Raw genomic sequence first — 18,771 nt, 5'->3', positions numbered from 1 at the left:
TGAAGGGCCGGATCTCCCCCTGTTTGAATGACGCCCGCCCTGTCGCGGGCCTTTCCGTTGAGTTTTTCATGTTTGTCGACTCCCACTGCCACCTGACTTTTCCTGAGCTGACCGCCGATTTGCCCGCCATCCGGCGTGCCATGGCCGATGCCCAGGTTGACCGAGCCCTTTGCATCTGCACCACGCTGGAGGAGTTTGAATCCGTCCATGCGCTGGCTCTGCAGCACGACAATTTCTGGTGCACGGTGGGCGTTCACCCGGACAACGAAGGGGTGCTGGAGCCCAGTCTGGATGATTTGCTGCAGCGTGCGGCATTGCCGCGGGTGGTGGGCATCGGTGAGACCGGCCTCGACTACTACCGGCTTGGCGAGCGCAGCGTGGCCGACATGGAGTGGCAGCGCGAGCGCTTTCGAACCCACATCCGCGCAGCGCAGGCCTGCGCCAAGCCGCTGGTGATCCACACCCGCAGCGCCTCCGACGACACCCTGGCCCTGTTGCGCGAGTTGGGTGAAGACGGGCGCGAAGGCGCCGCCGGCGGTGTATTCCACTGCTTCACCGAAAGCCTGCAGGTGGCCCGAGCCGCGCTGGACCTGGGCTTTTACATCTCGTTTTCCGGCATCCTGACCTTCAAGAGTGCCAGCGATCTGCGGGAAGTGGCCGGTTTTGTGCCGCTCGACCGCATGCTGATCGAAACCGACAGCCCCTATCTGGCCCCGGTACCCTACCGTGGCAAGACCAACAACCCCTCGTACGTGCCCCTTGTGGCGGCCCAGATCGCGCAACTGCGTGGCTTGAGCGCAGAGGCGGTGGGCGCACTGACCAGTGCGAACTTCGAGCGTCTGTTCCGTGGTGTGGTGAACCAAGTCGCCGGGAGTGCCGCATGAAAACAAGCCGCCGCCAATGTCTGATTGCCCTGGGGACCAGCGCAGGCCTGGCTCTCGTGAGCCTGCCGGCGCGTGCCGGGTCTTTTGAAGACTTCTTCACCGCCATCCGCCGCAACGATGCGAGCACCATCCAGGCCTTGATCCGGCGTGGTTTTGATCCCAACACGGTGGATGAAGCCGGCCAGCCCGGCCTGATGATGGCGGTGGACCTGCAATCGATGCGTGCCGTCGAGGCCTTGTTGAGCGCGCCCAACATCGAGGCCGAAGTGCGCAACAAGAAGGGTGAAAGCGCGCTGATGCTGTGCGCCATCCGGGGTGATCTGCCCCTGGCCAAGCTGCTGATCGAGCACGACGCCGATGTCAACAAGACCGGCTGGACGCCTTTGCACTACGCGGCCTCCGGCACCTCTCAGAACCAGGTGGAGATGGTGCGCCTGCTGCTGGACAACGCTGCTTACATCGATGCCGCCTCGCCCAATGGCAGCACGCCGCTGATGATGGCGGCCATGTATGGGCGCAGCGATGTGCTCAAGGTGCTGATCGAGGAGGGGGCTGATGCCTCGCTGCGCAACGAGAAAGGCCTGACCGCCATCGACTTTGCGCAGCAAGTAGGCCGAAGTGCCAACGTGGAGGCCATTGCCGCGGCCTTGCGCGCCCGCCAGCCGCGGGGCACCTGGTGAGCGCAGAGACAACCCAGGCCACCGCTCTGGCCGCGTTTGACCATGTGGTGGCCGCTTCAACCGGTTTCAGAGCCCGCGCGGGCCAACGCGACATGGCCGAACTGGTGGCACAGACCTTCAGCACGCCCACCCTGGGCAAGTGTGAGGAAGAGCCCGAGCGCGCCTTTGCCGTGATCGAGGCAGGTACCGGCGTGGGCAAATCGATTGCCTATGCCGCCCCCGCCATTGCCGCCGCCCTGGCGCGCAAGACCCGCGTCATCATCTCGACCGCCACCGTGGCCTTGCAAGAGCAATTGGTGCACAAGGATCTGCCTTTGCTCAGCCAGTTGATGCCCGAGCCTTTCACCCACGCCCTGGCCAAGGGGCGCGGGCGCTACGTCTGCAAGTACAAGCTGATGCGTTGGGTCAACGGCGAAGGCGAGCCCGACCTGTTTGCCGACGAGTTGCCGGCCGGAAACGCCCCCAGTGCGTCCAGCAACGGGCGTGCACCCACCGAATACCAGCTTCACTTCTACCGCCAGATGGCCGCCGAATTGAAGGAGCGCCGTTGGGATGGCGATCGGGACACCCTGGCCGTTCCGCCCAGTCCAGAGATGTGGAGCCCGGTGGCGGCCGAGGCCAGCAGTTGCACGGCCAAGCATTGCCCCGACTACCAGGACTGCGTCTACTTTGACCAGCGCAAGGCCCTGGCGGCCTCGCAGGTGATTGTGGCCAACCACGACCTGTTGCTGGCCACACTGAACGGCAATACGCTGCCCGATCTGTCGGACTGTCTGCTGGTGCTGGACGAGGGCCACCACCTGCCCGCCGTGGCATTGAACCATTTTCAGGAAAGCACCGACCTGACCCGGCTGCGCTGGGTGGAGCAACTGGCCTTGCGCGCCCGCAAGACGGCTGAAATGCTGGACCTGGATGCGGCCGCCGAACTGACAGGGCAGGGCAGTGCGCTCAAGGTCCACCTCAACGAGGTGGCGCAGCAGGCGCTGGCCCTGTACCGGCCGCGGGGCTTGAGCGATGAACCCGTGGAGTTGCTGCCCATCGGGCCGCTGCCTGCGGTGCTGAGCAATCCGGTCAGCGAGGTGCTTACCCTTTCAGGTGCCATGCTCAAGCACCTGCAGGCCATCTCGGCGGCTTTGCGCACCCAGATGAAGGAACGCCCGGAAGATTCGCGAGAACTGGCCACCCACTACGTTCAGCTGGGGGTGTTGGCACCACGCCTGGAAGCCGTGCAGGCCTGGGCAGCACTGATGCTGCTGGAGACCGAAGTGCCCGCGGCGCGCTGGTTCACCTTTGGTCTGTATGGCGAGTTTCTGTCGATCACGGGCTCGGCCAGTCCCATCCTGCCCGCCAGTGCCCTGCGCCACAAGCTGTGGGCCAAGGCCCGTGGCGTGGTGATCACTTCGGCCACCTTGACCAGTTGCGGCAGCTTTGATTTCTTCCTCAACGAAACCGGCTTGCGCGGGCTGGACAACGTGAGTACCCGGGTGGTCAGCAGCCCCTTTGACTTCGCCAGGCAAGGGCATTTTGTGGCAGTCGATACGCCGGCCGACCCCAAACGTGCCGCCGAGTACAACCAGGCCATGTGCAAAGAGTTGATGGCGGACCTGGCCCAGGTGCAGGCTGGTGCGCTGGTGCTGTTCACCTCGCGCGACCAGATGCGCACCGCGGTCGACAGCCTCAGCGGCAGCCTGCGCAGCCGGGTGCTGGTGCAAAACGATCTGCCGCGGCAGACCCTGCTGCAGCGCCACCGCGAAAAGGTGGAGCGGGGCGACGCCTCCATCATCTTCGGCATGCAGTCTTTCGGTGAGGGCCTGGATCTGCCCGGGCGGCTGTGTGAAAGCGTCTTCATCTGCAAGCTTCCCTTTGCGCCGCCCTCCGATCCAGTCAGTTCGGCTCGATCCCAGTGGCTGCGTTCCAAGGGGCGTGATCCGTTCATGGAGCTGGTGGTGCCGGCGGTGAGCATCCGCCTGGCTCAGTGGGTGGGGCGTGCCATTCGCAGTGAAACCGATGAGGCCCATGTCTACTGCTACGACCGGCGCCTGATCAGCACCAGCTTTGGCCAGCGTCTGCTGGCCGGCCTGCCTCCGTTCAAGCGCCAAAAGCGCAACAACCAGGGGCAGGTGTTCGACCTTTGAGCCGGTCCTGGCCGGGGCAGGGCAGGGCCTCAGGCTTGCAAGGCGGTGGCGCGGGCCTTCATCTGTTGCTCGAAATCTTCGATGGCTGAGGGGCGGCCAAACAGATAGCCCTGGTAGGCCATGCAACCCGATTGGCGCAGAAACTCAAACTGGGCCGCCGTTTCGACGCCCTCGGCGATCACCTCCAGGCCGAGGTTGCGGCCCATGGCAATGATGGTCTTGATCAGGGTGGCATCGTCGGTGTTGCCTGGCAGATCGGAGACGAAGCTGCGGTCGATCTTGAGCTCATCCAGCGGGAAATGCTTGAGCATCGACAGGGACGAGTAGCCGGTTCCGAAATCGTCGATGGACAGCGACAGCCCCAGGGCGTGCAAGGCCTGAAGCTTGGCAATCAGCTCCTGGCTTCGTCGCAGCATCAGACCTTCAGTCAGTTCAAGGCGCAACAACCCGGCCGGGCAGCCCGTTTCGTCCAGGCATCGGGCCACCGATTCGACGAAGTCGCTTCTCTCCACCTGGCGCGCGCTGACGTTGATCGACAGGCGCAGGTCCTGCATCCCGGCCTGCCCCTGCCAGGCATGCAGCTGCCGGCAGGCGGTCAGCAGCACCCATTCCCCGATCTCGCAGATCAGGTTGGACTCCTCGGCAATCGGCACAAAGTCGGCCGGCGACACCCAGCCCCGGTGCGGATGACGCCAGCGCAGCAACAACTCGGCCCCCAGCACTTCGGCTTGTCCATCCACTTGCACCTGGTAGTAGGGCACCAGCTCCGATTGGGCGATGGCATGGCGCAAGTCAGCCTCCAGATTCGCCCGCGCCTCCAGTTGCGGCTGCAGCGTCTGGTCGTAAAAGCAGACGGTGTTGCGTCCGGCCTGCTTGGCCTGGTACATGGCCATGTCTGCCCGCTTCAAGACTTCATTGACACTCAGTTCATGCGCCAGGAACAGACAGATGCCGAGGCTGGGCGAGGTCTGGTACTCGAAGCCCGAGATGTCGAAGGGCTTGTTCAGTTCGGTGATGATCTTTTGCGCCACCTGTCGGCAGCCCATCAAGGCCGTCTCCTGCTGCTCGCCAAGGCCCTCCAGCACCACCACAAACTCGTCACCCCCAAAGCGCGACACCGTGTCATGGCTGCGCATCATCTCTCGCAAGCGGGTGCCGACCTGTTTGAGCAGCAGGTCACCCGCAGAATGGCCCTTCATGTCATTGAGCGTTTTGAAGCGATCCAGGTCGAGAAACACCACGGCGCCATGGTCCTGCTGCCGTGCACTCAGGGCAAAGGCCTGTTCGATGCGGTCGAGCAGCAGGCGACGGTTGGGCAAACCGGTCAGCATGTCGTAATAGGCCAGTTGGTGCACTGCCTCGAGGTTTTTCTGGGCCTCGGTCTTGTCCACCACCAGCGCGGCCGCTGCAATGATTCGGCCGTCGATGTCTTTCAGCGGCGTGGCAAACCAATCGCAGATGATGATCTGGCCATCCTTGCGCAGGTTCTCACTCTGGTTGTTCTGGGCCAGGCCATTCGCAAACAGATGGCGCATGACATGCCTCACCCGCTCACGCTCCCAGGGGGGCATCAAAACGGTCAGGGGCTGGCCCAGCATCTCTTGGGCGGTGTAGCCAAACATCGATTCAGCGGCGGCATTCCAGACCGTCACTTTGAATTGGGTGTCGCATTCGATCACGCCCATTGGCGTTTGCTGGATGTGCAGCGCTTGGCGTTCGGCCATCTCATGGACCGCCTGTGAACGCTGATTGGCCACGATGCGCAGGCTGATGTTTTCACGCAAGTGGTGGGACATCGATGCACTGGACAAGCTGATGTAGACCATGAACAAGGCCAACATCAGGGCCAGCGACACCGAAAAGGAACTGCCGTGGGTCAAAAAGCCGGGCAATGCCAGGAAATAGATGCCTGCACAGAACAGACGACCACACGGGGGATCGATCAGGTAGGCCATGATGCCGCCGCTGGACACACCGACCAGGATCACCACCAGAAAAGCCTGGCCCACTGTGTCGCCACCCGGGTAGAAGAACCATCCGGCCAGGCCCCACACCGAGCCACAGGCGGCCGTGGCCACCCGGTACGCCAGCAGCCAGCGTGCCATCGGTGTGTTTGAACTGGAACGGGTACGAAACTGCCAGGCCAGCATTTCACGGGCGCCGTAGCTCAGCATCGTCAAGCCTGCCCAGACCCACCACGGCACCCGTGCGGCGTCTCCGTGCTGCAGGGCCAGAACCGTGGCTGCCACCAACAGGGCCACCAATGTGCTTCGCCGGGTCGACCCGTACACCAGGGTCAAGATCTCAGCACTCAGCAAGTGCCTTTCCTGCGAGTTCAGGGCGGATGCGCTCTGGGCGTGAGGGAGGTCTGAGGTCACGGTTCCTGCATTCCTTTGGTGCAGCATCCTTTGCCGTGGTTCACCCGATGCGCTTCAACGAAGCAGGCTGGCATGAAGTCCCCCTTATTTGTATCAATGGGCAATTGATCATAAGTGACCCATTGAAAAACCACCACGGCATTCTCCAGCGCCACAGCGAAGACGTGTTGACTGGCGCATGCCTCAACTTTGGCACTCGTCACACCCTCGAACGCTGAGGGGCTTCGCGCACCGCGGCTTTGGCCCTGCCGGCGCCTCAATCAAGGTCATAAGCGATAAAGGTATGTAATCACACATAGCATGTGCGATTACACATCTTAAATTAAATAAAACACGATAAGCATCACTTATCGATGTCAATTTCCAGCACACAGAAGATCCATTCGTTTCGAGAGCTTGCAGGGCGCCGGTGGTACCGCGTGTGGACAGTGAGGGCGATCCTCTCTGCCGACGCCAATGGCTGCCTCAGCTTGAGGATCAGTGCAATACCTGTGTTTTCGATGGAAAACTGGACGTGCTCGTGGGCACGCATGATCGCAAGCGTCCGCTGTGGTTGGACCGCTTGAACAAGGCACGCGGCAGGGTGTCTCTGCAGCGGATTCAGCGAGTCGATGGCCTACCTGGATGCCATACGAGCCCCCACATGAACGCCTGGGCGGAGGGCCGGTGAGGGGAGTGACGTCAAAGGCTTGTTTTGGGCTGGTTGGAACCTTTGTATGAGCCGGCAACGATGAGGCTGGTTGACTCACTGGACGAGCAAGAGCTACTAGAGCAATTCCTGAAGGGCGGCAAACCTCTGATCAAAAAGGCGCACCACCTATCTTCTCTTCACGCCATTTCGGCACACCCCGCCACATGCCCATCGGTTTCGCCCCGCCCACGAGCACGGCCAGTGGCAGGGCACACTGAACCCGGTGGCCGTCTGCGCCCAGATCGCCTATTGGCGACCTCTAGTACGAATCAGCGCGCACGGCCGGCGAGGCCAGTGCGGCGGCTTTCGCTCAAGATGCCTTGTTCGATCCCCCACAGGGGCTGGATGCCATGCGCCAAAGATGGCGTTGCACAGCCACACGGCACCAGGTGATGCTGGTCAGTGATGGTGTGGCCCGCTTCGAGTGCGAGTTCGTGTTTTGATCCTGCTGATGTCAGGGGGCATAGGAGATGCGCAACCCTTGGAGCAGTCCCGATGGGGTGTGGAATTCAATGCGGCAATCGAGGGCTCATTCTGCGTATTCGTTCTGCGCCTGATATTTGACATAATATACATTGTATAAAGTAGATGTAGCACGATGCTGGGCCGTTCGGGCAACTCATTCAGCAGCTCTTTCAACAGACAGCTCCGCCGCTAGGCCCGGCTGCAGGCGGCTTGGCAACACCTGACAGGCCTTGGCCTGTGGGCCAAAGCCGGGCCACCAGAAGCCCTGACTCCGATTCGGATCTAGGGTTAACCCTAAAATGGAGGCTTGGGCGGTGCAACGCAGCCCAATCTGTTCCAAGCGCAGGTCGCCATCGTGGTCTGCGTGCGTGTGGCCGTCCACCCCCAGGCCCCTGAACAGCTGAAATCCTGCCACACGACCTGCGGCCTTCGTCACGCATTGTCGCCACACCGGCGACCCATCCAGGCTTTTCATGACTTCCACTTCCGAGCGTGTGGCGCCACAGGCACCACACCGTCCCCTCAATCGCCATGACTACCAGACCCTCGCGCTGTCCGCGCTCGGGGGCACACTGGAGTTTTACGACTTTGTGATCTACGTCTTTTTTGCCACGGTGTTGGGCGGTCTGTTCTTTCCCGCCGACATGCCGGACTGGCTCCGCCAGTTGCAGACGTTTGGCATCTTTGCGGCGGGCTACCTGGCGCGACCGGTGGGCGGCATCGTGATTGCGCATTTTGGCGACAAGCTGGGCCGCAAACGCATGTTCACGCTGAGCATCTTCATGATGGCGCTGCCCACGCTGGTGATCGGCCTGTTGCCCACCTATGCCTCGATTGGCGTCGCAGCGCCCTTGCTGCTGCTGGCCATGCGGGTTTTGCAGGGGGCTGCCATTGGCGGCGAAATGCCCGGCGCCTGGGTGTTTGTGGCCGAACACGTGCCGCGGCGCCATTACGGCCTGGGCATTGGTACGCTGACCTCGGGCATCACCGGCGGCATCTTGCTGGGTTCTCTGGTGGCCATCGGCATCAACAGCCATTACGAAGCCGCCGAGGTGCAGGGGTTTGCCTGGCGCATTCCGTTCATCCTGGGGGGCGTCTTCGGCATGGTGTCGGTGTACCTGCGACGCTTTCTCCAAGAGACCCCGATCTTCAAAGAACTGGCGCAACTGCGCCACATTGCCGAAGAACTGCCTGTGAAGACCGTGCTGCGTGAGCATCGTTGGGCCTGCGTGGTGGTGGCCTTGTTGACCTGGGTGCTCTCGGCCGCCATCGTGGTGGTGGTGCTGTTCACCCCAACCTACCTGCAAAAGACCCACCACATTCCGGTGACCCTGGCACTGCAGGCCAATGCCCTCGCTACCTTGATGCTGAGCGTGGGATGCATTCTGGTGGGCTGGGCCAGCGACCGCCTGGGCACGCGGGCTGTGATGCTGACAGGATTTGCTGGCTTGCTGATCAGCAGCTACCTGTTCTACACCGACCTGCCCGGAACGCCGGCTTCATTGCTGTGGCACTACGCCATCACCGGCCTGTTTGTGGGCACCATCGCCATCGTGCCCATCGTGGGGGTGCGGGCCTTTCCACCCCGGGTGCGATTCAGCGGCCTGTCATTTGCTTACAACATGGCCTATGCCGTGTTTGGTGGGCTGACGCCAATCATCATGACCACCTGGTTGCAAAAAGACGTGCTGGCACCGGCGCACTACGTGGGCGCCCTGTCGGTGCTTGGTTTCGTGCTGGGCCTGGTGCCGTTCGTGGCCCGGGGCCATGTCAGCCCTGTCCCGACGGCGGGCGCTGGCACACCACGCTGAAATCCCCCGCCCTGCCCCAGCTTCATGCAGGCGGCAGCGGCGGGTGCTTCTGGGCATTTTTGATCAATTTATCGGCCACCGCCTGTTCCAGGTCGACCCCGGTGTGGTCGGCCAGCTGCAGCAGGTACAACAGCACATCGGCCATTTCTTCGCCCAGATGCTGCTGTACATCGGGTGTTTCGCGGGTGCGCGCCGCTTCGTCGGGCGTCATCCACTGAAAGATCTCTGTCAGCTCGGCGGCCTCGACCATCAAGGCCATGGCCAGGTTTTTAGGGTTGTGAAAAGCCTGCCAGTGGCGCTCGGCGGCAAACTGGCGCAACGTGGCCTGCAGGGCAGACAGATCCATCTTGAAGTCCTTGAGTGGTTTGGGCGCAGCAGCGGCCCGCCTCCGGATTTTCAGCGATGCGGGCGGGCATCCAGCAGGCTGGCCGGACTGGCGCGTGCACGGTGTGGCGAACATGCCCCTGCCATGAACCGTGGCACCAACGTCGCCGCTTGCAGGCCCTGCGCGCACTGGTTCCAATGGCGGTTTATCCAACCAATGGGCGGCCCTGACCCGGGTCGCGCCCCAGCACCGGCAACGCCATGAGCACCCCCTCCTCCACCCTCTCCTCTTTTTCCATCACCCACAAATGGCCCGCACAACATCCCGATCGGCTTCAGCTGTATTCGCTGCCCACGCCCAACGGGGTCAAGGTGTCGATCATGCTGGAGGAGATCGGCCTGCCCTACGAAGCCCATCTGGTGAGCTTTCAGACCCAGGATCAGCTGTCGCCCGAATTTCTCTCGCTCAACCCCAACAACAAGATCCCGGCCATCCTGGACCCACAAGGGCCGGGTGGCCAGCCCCTGGCCTTGTTCGAGTCGGGCGCCATCCTGGTCTACCTGGCCGAAAAGACAGGGCAGTTGCTGCCGGCCGACCCGGCGCGCCGATACCAGGTGCTGCAATGGCTGATGTTCCAGATGGGCGGCGTCGGGCCCATGTTCGGCCAGTTGGGCTTCTTCCACAAGTTTGCGGGCAAGGACTATGAGGACAAGCGCCCGCGCGACCGCTATGTCGCCGAATCCCGGCGCCTGCTGGGGGTGCTGGAGCAGCAACTGCAAGGGCGCACCTGGATCATGGGCGAGGACTACAGCATTGCCGACATCGCCATCTGGCCATGGGTGCGCAATCTGTTCGGTTTCTACGAAGCGGGTGACCTGGTCGGTCAGGCTGATTTTGTGCAGGTGCAACGGGTGTTGTCGTCCTTTGTGGCACGCCCGGCCGTGCAGCGGGGGCTGAACATTCCCGCGCGAGACTGAGGCTGCTGTGCTGCGGCCTTGATCTGATGAAAAGTCTTGCGGCTGTTGATTCAAGTCCTCACAAGTGACAGATTCGATCAGGATTGACCGGGGTTTCTTGTTGAATATGCCGATTTTGCGGGAGCGATCTGTTTGCGAGCGGCCTGGGCGGTTTACATTTCAAGGCTGTCAGTGTCAAAGCGTCACCGTTGTGTTGTCGTGAACCACCCAGCTGCCGCCCCTGTGGTGAGTGGCCCCCATAGAGATTTTCATGCGAATCAATGAACCCGTCACACAGCGCGAGCATCTCTATCCACCCCGCATGACCCCGGTGTCGGTGACAGACACCAAGGGGCGCATCACCTATTGCAACCAGGACTTCATCGAACTGAGCGGCTACCCCAAAGAGGAATTGCTGGGCCAGCCCCACAATCTGGTGCGCCACCCTGACATGCCTCCCGAGGCGTTCCGCGACATGTGGGACACCGTGCAACAAGGGCAACCCTGGACCGGTCTGGTCAAGAACCGGCGCAAGGACGGCGATCACTACTGGGTTCGCGCCAATGCCACTCCCATGCGCGATGGCCAACGCATCACAGGCTATCTTTCGGTCCGCACCGCCCCACGCCGCGAAGAGATTGAAGCTGCCGAAGCGCTGTACGCCGTGATGCGAGAAGAAGCCCGACAAGGCCACCTGCGGCATGTGCTGCGCCAAGGCGCTGTGCTGCGCACCGGTCTGGCAGGCCGTTGGCAACAAGTCATGCAAGGGCTCAGGCCCCTGCGCATGAGCGTGCTGTATGCCGCCGTGGCGGGTGTCACCTGGGCCAGCATCGCACTCGGTGCCCCTTCCGGCATCACCGCAGCGGCCGCTTTGGTGGCGGCATTGGTCGCGGGTTACCTCACCCATGCGTGGGCCGTGGCGCCCTTGCGCCAGATCATGAACGATGCCAACCGCCTGGCCTCCGGCGACCTGTCCGAAGAAATCAAGACCGGCGACTCCGGTCTGCTGGGGCAGTTGCAGCAAAGCCTGCATCAGTTGTCGGTCAATCTGCGCACGGTGGTGCGCGACGTGCGCCAACAGGTCGATTACCTGGGCGATGCCGTGCGTGAGGTGGCTGCGGGCAACCATGACCTGTCGACCCGCACGGAATCCCAGGCCGCCAGCCTGGAGAAGACCGCGGCCGCCATGGAGGAAATCAACAGCATGGTCAGCCAGAGTGCCGCTGCTGCGGCCCAGGGGGCGCACCTGGCCACCGAGACGTCCAATGTGACCGGACGCAGCAACGAGGCGGTTCAATCGGTGGCTCAGACGATGACGGGCATCACCGAGTCGTCGCACAAGATCGGTGAAATCATCCACTTGATCGAAGGGGTGGCATTTCAGACCAACATCCTGGCCCTGAACGCTGCCGTCGAGGCGGCCCGGGCCGGCGAGAGCGGGCGTGGTTTCGCCGTGGTGGCGTCCGAGGTGCGGGCCCTGGCGCAACGCACGGCGGGTGCAGCCAAAGAGATTCGCCAGCTGATCGTGGAGTCCTCCGAGCGCATCGACAGTGGCAGCCAGCAGACCCAGGCCGCCCGCGGGCGCATGGACGAGGCACTGGCCGCGGTGGGCAAGGTCAGCATGGTGTTGCACGAAATCAGTCACTCAGCCGCCGAGCAGCAGGGGGGCATCTCTCAGATCAACTCGGCGGTGGCCGACATGGACTCGATCACCCAGCAGAATGCGGCCCTGGTCGAGCAACTGGCGGCGGCAGCCAAGGCTTTGCACCTTGAGGTCGATGAGGTCAGCCACTCGATGCGCCTGTTCCGCCTCGCTCACGGTGAAGCCTCGATCGCCGATCTGGATGCCGTGGCCTTGCGTCGGGAATTCAAGCGCTTGCCTGCTGACTGAACGCGGCAGCCTCAGTCCTCGGAGCACGCGGAATCACTCAGGCGTCTCGCGCGAGTCGGTTCAGAAGCTTTCCCAATCGGGTTCAGAGGCTGTCGCTGCCGCGCCGCTCTTCTCTCGTATCCGCGAGAAGGGGCTTGACCCAGCGCCCATGGATTGGGGCGCTGCCTGGGTGGCCAGCTTCAAGGCTGGGCGACCACCCTCCCCCGTCGGCTGGGTCGTGGCCGCATACGACACAGCCTTATCGCTCGGTGCGGGTGCCCCCGGTGCCGCCGCTGCCGTTGTGAGCCTGCGGCGGCTCGGGGCAGGCGCCCCCCCTTCCAGCTTGAACAGCGACACGGCCTGCACCAGATCCTCGGCCTGGGTGCGCAGGCTGCCCGCGGCGGCGGCCATTTCTTCCACCAGGGCCGCATTCTGCTGCGTGGCGTGGTCCATGTGAGTCACGGCCTCACCCACCTGGGCTACGCCGGCGCTCTGCTCGCCGCTGGCCGTGCTGATTTCTCCGACCACGGAACTGACCCGGCGAATGGCCTCCACCACCTCCTGCATGGTCTGGCCGGCCTGGTTGACCTGTTCACTGCCCTGCTCAACCCGCTCGACGCTGGCGGTGATGAGGGTCTTGATCTCCTTGGCCGCCTCCGCACTGCGTTGGGCCAAGCTGCGCACTTCGGAGGCCACCACGGCAAAGCCTCGACCCTGCTCGCCGGCGCGTGCGGCCTCAACGGCGGCATTCAGGGCCAGGATGTTGGTCTGGAAGGCGATGCCATCGATCACGCTGATGATGTCAGCGATGCGACGAGAACTGTCATTGATGCCATGCATGGTGTGCACCACCTCGGCCACCACGGCACCGCCGCGGCTGGCCACTTGGCTGGCATGGACCGCAAGCTCGCTGGCCGTGCGTCCGTGGGCGGCGTTTTGACTCACGGTCGAGCCCAGTTGCTCCATCGAGGCTGCCGTCTCTTCGAGCGAGCTGGCCTGGCTTTCGGTCCGGGCATTGAGATCCTGGTTGCCTTCAGCGATTTGGGCGCTGGCGCTGGCCACGCTCTGGGCATTGTCTCGAACAGTGCGGACCACACTCGTGAGGCCCTGGCCGATGCGATTGATGGCCTCTTGCAACAGGCCCACTTCATCACGCCGGCGAACCGACAGTTTCACGGTGAGGTCGCCGTGCGCGATCCGGTCGGCTGCTTGTCCCACCTCGGCCAGCGGTTGCACCACCAGCTTGCGGAACATCAGCCACCCGGCCAGCGAGATCAGCAGCACGATGCCCAAGCCCAAGCTGCCATAAAGATTGCGCATGTGCACGACTTCGGCAGAGAACTCGTCGATGTAAGTGCCGCCAGCTACCACCCAGTCCCATTCCTTGAGGTAGGTGAAGGCCACCACCTTCTCGCGTGGCCGGGTTTCGCCGAGTTCAGCATTGATCCAGGGATAACGCAGCACCCCGTTCTTGCGCTCCAGCATTTCGCGCACGAAGAGGTGCCCATCGGCATCCTTGGCCTCGAGCATGTTTTTGCCCTCCTTCGCCGGATGGATGACCAGATCGCCTTGCTGGGGGCCCGTGCGGGCATCGAGCACATAGAAGTACCCGGTTTCTCCGATCTTCAGTTCACGGATGGTCTTCTTCAGAATGCCGAGGTATTCGGTGAAGTCCTGCGCCACAAAGGTCATCCCGACCAGCTTGCCGTCGCTGTTGTGCAGAGGGTCGTATCGGGTCATGTATTGGCGGCCGAACAACGCGATCAACCCCACATAGGGCTGGTCTTGCAAGCCAAGTTGATAGGCCGGGTGCTGGCGTTCCAGCAGCGTGCCGGTCGCGCGTTGACCCTGCTCGTTCTTGAGAGAGGTGCTGATCCGCACGAAATCATCGCCGCTCTTGACGAACACGGTGGTCGTGCTGCGGGTCAGCTGCGAGAACTCATCAATGACGCTGGTGTCGGCATTGAGTGGGCGGCCCTGCCAATTCAGCACCGGCACAGGCTTGCCCCCCATCTCGATGGTCTCGCCACCGAGGCTGACCCGCTTGTCCAGGCGCGCATTGAAGGCCTTGCCCAGTTCGGTTGTGCGAAGGCGAAGGTCGTCGTCTGTCGCACGGACCAGCTTGGTCAGCAATTCGGTTCGGTCCTGCACCTCAAGGGTGGCGCGCTGCTCAATGGAGCGCGCGGTCGACCAGGTGATCGCACCGATCAGGGCTGCGAGCACCACCAGGACCAACAGGAAATTACTCAGTGACAGGCGAGTCCCCAGGCCCATCTCACGCGATGAGGCGTGCGTATCAGTCATCATCAAACTCCCATCAGGCGCGCGGCCAGAACAGATTTCCAGCCTGGACGCCTTGCATACAAGACATCAAAACGAATGAGAGTGTGTCTCGCTTCGTTTTTCAGTCCATTGATGCTGGTCAAATTTGTCTCTGGCCATGAAAAAGCCCGGTCTGACGGTATCGTCAGCCGGGCTGGCAAGACAGGGCACTGAGGCGCAGGCCTCGGGGCTCAAACCGCCCCGCGGATTGACCTCAACCCACCCACTTGCGGGCGTTGCGCCAAATGCGCATCCAGGGGCTGAACTCGGATTTGTCGCCCGAAGTCCAGCTCATCTGCACATTGCGGAACACGCGCTCGGGGTGCGGCATCATGGCCGTGAAGCGGCCGTCGGCCGTGGTCACGGCGGTCAGGCCTTGCGGGCTGCCATTGGGGTTGAAGGGATAGGCCTCGGTGGCCGCACCAAAGTGGTCCACAAAGCGCATGGCCGCGATCGCCTCGGCCGGCTTGCCCCGGTACTTGAAGTTGGCATAGCCCTCGCCGTGCGCCACCGCGATCGGCAGGCGGCTGCCGCCCATGCCTTGCAGGAACAGGCTGGGCGATTCCAGCACCTCCACCATGGACAGGCGGGCCTCAAAGCGCTCGCTCTGGTTGGTGGTGAAGCGCGGCCAGGCCTCGGCGCCCGGGATGATGTCGGCCAGTTCGGCAAACATCTGGCAGCCGTTGCACACGCCCAGGCCGAAGGTGTCGCTGCGGCCGAAGAAACCCTTGAACTGCTCGGCCAGCACCGGGTTGAAGGTGATCGAGCGGGCCCAGCCGATGCCGGCCCCCAGGGTGTCGCCGTAGCTGAAGCCGCCGCAGGCCACCACGCCCTTGAAGTCGCTCAACTGGGCGCGGCCACTTTGCAGGTCGGTCATGTGCACGTCGTAAGCCTCGAAGCCGGCCTCGGTGAAGGCATAGGCCATTTCGACGTGCGAGTTCACGCCCTGCTCGCGCAGGATGGCCACCTTGGGCCGGCTCAGGTTCAGGAACGGGGCTGCCACGTTGTCGGCCGGGTCAAAGCTCAGGCTGACGTGGGCGCCCGGGTCGCTGGGCGCGCCGGCGGCGGCATGTTCTGCGTCGGCACAGGCCGGGTTGTCACGGCGCTGGCAGATCTTCCAGCTCACCGCATCCCAGACCTGGTGCAGGTCCGACAGGCTGGCACTGAACACGTTCTTGGTGTCGCGCCAGACCTGGATCTCACCCTTGCCCACGTCCAGTGCGGCACCGGCGGGGCGGGTCTTGCCGATGAAGTGGCTGTGCTTGCTCAAACCATGCTCGCGCAGGGTCTGCATGACCTCGTTGCGCTCGGTGGTGCGCACCTGCAGCACCACGCCCAGTTCCTCACTGAACAAGGCCTTCAGGGTGAGCTCTTCACGGCGGGCACTGACTTGCTGCGCCCAGTTCTTGCTGTCGCCGTACTCGGCACGGCTGTCACTGATGCCGTCGCCTTCGGTGACCAGCATGTCCACGTTCAGGGCCACGCCCACATGGCCGGCAAAGGCCATTTCGCAGACGCTGGCGAACAGGCCGCCATCGCTGCGATCGTGGTAGGCCAGGATCTTGCCCTGGGCACGCAAGGCGTTGACCGCATTGACCAGGTTCTTCAGGTCTTGCGCATCGTCCACATCGGGCACCGAATCACCCACCTGGTTCAGCACCTGGGCCAGAATCGAGCCGCCCATGCGGTTTTGGCCTTTGCCCAGATCGATCAGCACCAGGGTGCTGTCGTCCACGCTGGCATCGAGCTGCGGCGTCAGCGTGCCACGCACGTCAGCCAGGCTGGCGAAGGCGCTCACGATCAGGCTGACCGGCGAGGTCACCTTTTTGGCTTGGCCCGATTCGTCCTTCCACTGCGTGCGCATGGACAGGCTGTCCTTGCCCACCGGGATCGAAATGCCCAGGGCCGGGCACAGATCCATGCCCACGGCCTTCACGGTTTCGTACAGGGCGGCATCTTCACCGGTCTCGCCACACGCGGCCATCCAGTTGGCCGACAGTTTCACGCGGGGCAGCTCGATGGGCGCGGCCAGCAGGTTGGTGATGGCCTCGGCCACCGCCATGCGGCCCGAGGCTGGGGCATCGAGCGCGGCCAGCGGGGTGCGCTCGCCCATGCTCATGGCCTCGCCGGCAAAGCCCTTGTAATCAGCCAGGGTGACCGCGCAGTCGGCCACCGGCACCTGCCAGGGCCCCACCATCTGGTCGCGGTGGCTCATGCCCCCCACGGTGCGGTCGCCAATGGTGATCAAAAAGCGCTTGCTGGCCACGGTCGGGTGGGCCAACACTTCGATGGCGGCCTGCTGCAGACTCACGCCGGTCAGGTCCACCGGCTTGAACTGGCGCGCCACGGTCTTCACGTCGCGGTGCATCTTGGGCGGCTTGCCCAGCAGCACATTCATCGGCATATCGACCGGGGTCGCTTGGCCCTCGTCCGCCAAAACCAGCTGGCGTTCCTCGGTGGCGACACCCACCACCGCAAACGGGCAACGCTCGCGCTCGCAGAAGGCCTTGAACTGGCCCAGCGACTCGGGGGCGATGGCCAGCACGTAACGCTCCTGGCTTTCGTTGCTCCAGATCTCCTTGGGGGCCAGGCCCGACTCCTCGAGCGGCACCTTGCGCAGGTCGAAGCGCGCACCGCGGCCGGCGTCGTTGGTCAATTCGGGGAAGGCATTCGACAGGCCGCCAGCGCCCACATCGTGGATGGCCAGGATCGGGTTGCCCGCGCCCTGAGCCCAGCAATGGTTGATCACCTCTTGCGCCCGGCGTTCAATCTCGGGGTTGCCGCGCTGCACCGAGTCAAAGTCGAGCTCGGCCGCGTTGGCGCCGGTGGCCATCGAGCTGGCGGCACCACCGCCCATGCCGATGCGCATGCCCGGGCCGCCCAACTGGATCAACAGCGTGCCGGCCGGGAACTCGATCTTCTTCGTCAGGTCGGCGTCGATCACGCCCAGACCGCCCGCAATCATGATGGGCTTGTGGTAGCCGCGGCGGATGCTGTCCACGTCCGACTCAATGGTCTGCTCGTATTCGCGGAAGTAGCCCACCAGGTTCGGGCGGCCGAACTCGTTGTTGAAGGCGGCGCCCCCCAGGGGGCCTTCCACCATGATCTGCAGCGGGCTGGCGATGTGCTCGGGCTTGCCGAACTCGGTGCTCTGCGTCTCGTCGAACACCAGGCGCGACACGGTGAAGCCGGTCATGCCGGCCTTGGGCTTGGAGCCCCGGCCGGTGGCACCTTCGTCGCGGATCTCGCCGCCCGCGCCGGTCGAGGCGCCCGGGAAAGGCGAAATTGCAGTTGGGTGGTTGTGGGTTTCCACCTTCATCAGCACGTGGTGGGTGGCTTCGCTCTTGGCATAGGCCACCGACTGGCCCTGGGCCGAGGCGGCATTGAAACGCTCCACCGCATGGCCCTCCATCACCGAGGCGTTGTCCGAATAGGCAATCACGGTGTGCTGCGGGGCCAACTGGTGCGTGTTGCGGATCATGCCGAACATGCTTTTGTCTTGCGCCACGCCGTCAATGGTGAACTGGGCGTTGAAGATCTTGTGCCGGCAGTGCTCGCTGTTCGCCTGGGCGAACATCATCAACTCCACATCGGTGGGGTTGCGTTGCAAGCCGGTGAAGGCGGCCACCAGGTAGTCGATCTCGTCGTCGGCCAGGGCCAGACCGAACTGGGTGTTGGCCGTTTCCAGCGCGGCACGGCCGCCGCCCAGCACATCCACGTACGCCATGGCCTGGGCCTGCAGCTCGGTGAACAGGCCGGCGGCCTGGGCCCGCTCGAACATCACCGATTCGGTCATGCGGTCGTGCAGCAGCGCCGCCACGGCCCCGCGCTGCTCATCGCTCAGCGTGGCCTTGCCCAGCAAGGGCTGCTTCAGGGTGATCACGTACTCGGTCACGCGCTCGACGCGTTTCAAGGCCAGGCCGCAGTTGTGGGCGATGTCGGTGGCCTTGGAGGCCCAGGGCGACACAGTGCCGAAACGCGGGCTGACCAGCAGCAGTTCGCCCTCGGTGGGGCCGGCGTAGGGGTCGCCGTAGGTCAGCAGGGCCGCCAGGCGCTCGCGGGTGGCCGCGTCGGGCTGCTGTTCGGAGGCCACCAGGTGCACAAAACGCGCAGCGATGCCGGAGATGCGGTCGTGGATGACTTGCAGCCGGGGCAGCAGTTGCTGAACCCGGAAAGCGCTCAAGGCGTTGCCGCCTTCAAAGGTGCTGATGTGCAGGTGGTGCATCGTGGGCGAGGGGTGCGAGGTCACTTGGG

Annotated in this window: 10 protein-coding genes; 6 read left to right on the top strand and 4 right to left on the bottom strand. The window is 63.6% G+C overall.

Annotation, left to right across the window (positions count from 1 at the left end):
- Positions 1-68 precede the first annotated feature (68 nt).
- From AC3WUT_RS02690 to dinG, 3 genes are read left to right on the top strand one after another with little or no spacing between them, the layout of a single operon-like run.
- Entirely contained in the window at positions 69-884 is an 816-nt protein-coding gene (locus AC3WUT_RS02690) for a TatD family hydrolase (RefSeq protein WP_492345511.1), read from the top strand.
- Positions 881-1,564 carry an ankyrin repeat domain-containing protein gene (locus AC3WUT_RS02685; RefSeq protein WP_492345510.1) on the top strand — a complete coding sequence of 228 codons (684 nt, stop codon included), beginning with the start codon at positions 881-883 and terminating at the stop codon, positions 1,562-1,564. Before AC3WUT_RS02690 ends, AC3WUT_RS02685 begins: the two co-directional genes overlap by 4 nt.
- Positions 1,561-3,699: an ATP-dependent DNA helicase DinG gene (dinG, locus tag AC3WUT_RS02680; RefSeq protein ID WP_492345509.1), complete on the top strand. Its 2,139-nt coding sequence runs from the start codon at positions 1,561-1,563 to the stop codon at positions 3,697-3,699. Before AC3WUT_RS02685 ends, dinG begins: the two co-directional genes overlap by 4 nt.
- A 29-nt stretch (positions 3,700-3,728) precedes the next feature.
- Here dinG and AC3WUT_RS02675 read toward each other — a convergent pair whose 3' ends face one another.
- The gene (locus tag AC3WUT_RS02675) at positions 3,729-6,077 is read right to left on the bottom strand and encodes a putative bifunctional diguanylate cyclase/phosphodiesterase (protein ID WP_492345508.1); all 2,349 of its coding nucleotides are present in this window, start codon (positions 6,075-6,077) and stop codon (positions 3,729-3,731) included.
- Between the two features lie 1,629 nt (positions 6,078-7,706).
- On the opposite strand from AC3WUT_RS02675, the gene AC3WUT_RS02670 reads away from it, so the two are divergent.
- Positions 7,707-9,044, top strand: coding sequence for an MFS transporter (locus AC3WUT_RS02670; protein ID WP_492345507.1), 1,338 nt, complete (start codon positions 7,707-7,709; stop codon positions 9,042-9,044).
- A gap of 22 nt (positions 9,045-9,066) precedes the next feature.
- Here AC3WUT_RS02670 and AC3WUT_RS02665 read toward each other — a convergent pair whose 3' ends face one another.
- Complete coding sequence (locus tag AC3WUT_RS02665; protein WP_492345506.1) at positions 9,067-9,390, bottom strand: nucleotide pyrophosphohydrolase; 324 nt, start codon at positions 9,388-9,390, stop codon at positions 9,067-9,069.
- A 239-nt stretch (positions 9,391-9,629) separates the two neighbouring features.
- Between AC3WUT_RS02665 and AC3WUT_RS02660 the strand changes: the two genes are divergently transcribed.
- Together AC3WUT_RS02660 and AC3WUT_RS02655 are read left to right on the top strand one after the other, a co-directional pair.
- Positions 9,630-10,346, top strand: a complete 717-nt coding sequence (locus AC3WUT_RS02660) for a glutathione S-transferase N-terminal domain-containing protein (RefSeq protein ID WP_492345505.1) — start codon at positions 9,630-9,632, stop codon at positions 10,344-10,346.
- 250 nt (positions 10,347-10,596) lie between these two features.
- A complete protein-coding gene (locus AC3WUT_RS02655) occupies positions 10,597-12,216 on the top strand; it encodes a methyl-accepting chemotaxis protein (protein WP_492345504.1) in 1,620 nt (539 codons plus the stop codon).
- Positions 12,217-12,276: 60 nt separating this feature from the next.
- Here AC3WUT_RS02655 and AC3WUT_RS02650 read toward each other — a convergent pair whose 3' ends face one another.
- Together AC3WUT_RS02650 and purL are read right to left on the bottom strand one after the other, a co-directional pair.
- Entirely contained in the window at positions 12,277-14,499 is a 2,223-nt protein-coding gene (locus AC3WUT_RS02650; protein ID WP_492345503.1) for a methyl-accepting chemotaxis protein, read from the bottom strand.
- Positions 14,500-14,731: 232 nt separating this feature from the next.
- Entirely contained in the window at positions 14,732-18,742 is a 4,011-nt protein-coding gene (gene purL / locus AC3WUT_RS02645; RefSeq protein WP_492345605.1) for a phosphoribosylformylglycinamidine synthase, read from the bottom strand.
- Positions 18,743-18,771: the final 29 nt, after the last annotated feature.

The sequence above is a fragment of the Curvibacter sp. EU05-FHT14A10 genome (assembly GCF_058791075.1).
This window is presented reverse-complemented; position numbering and strand designations above follow the sequence as displayed.

What these genes read in the sequence shown, in the direction of transcription:
- AC3WUT_RS02690 (WP_492345511.1), top strand. Translation starts at nt 69, where the DNA reads ATGTTTGTCGACTCCCACTGCCACCTGACTTTTCCTGAGCTGACCGCC.
- AC3WUT_RS02685 (WP_492345510.1), top strand. Translation starts at nt 881, where the DNA reads ATGAAAACAAGCCGCCGCCAATGTCTGATTGCCCTGGGGACCAGCGCA.
- AC3WUT_RS02670 (WP_492345507.1), top strand. Translation starts at nt 7,707, where the DNA reads ATGACTTCCACTTCCGAGCGTGTGGCGCCACAGGCACCACACCGTCCC.
- AC3WUT_RS02665 (WP_492345506.1), bottom strand. Translation starts at nt 9,390, where the DNA reads ATGGATCTGTCTGCCCTGCAGGCCACGTTGCGCCAGTTTGCCGCCGAG.
- AC3WUT_RS02660 (WP_492345505.1), top strand. Translation starts at nt 9,630, where the DNA reads ATGAGCACCCCCTCCTCCACCCTCTCCTCTTTTTCCATCACCCACAAA.
- AC3WUT_RS02655 (WP_492345504.1), top strand. Translation starts at nt 10,597, where the DNA reads ATGCGAATCAATGAACCCGTCACACAGCGCGAGCATCTCTATCCACCC.
- AC3WUT_RS02650 (WP_492345503.1), bottom strand. Translation starts at nt 14,499, where the DNA reads ATGACTGATACGCACGCCTCATCGCGTGAGATGGGCCTGGGGACTCGC.
- purL (WP_492345605.1), bottom strand. Translation starts at nt 18,742, where the DNA reads ATGCACCACCTGCACATCAGCACCTTTGAAGGCGGCAACGCCTTGAGC.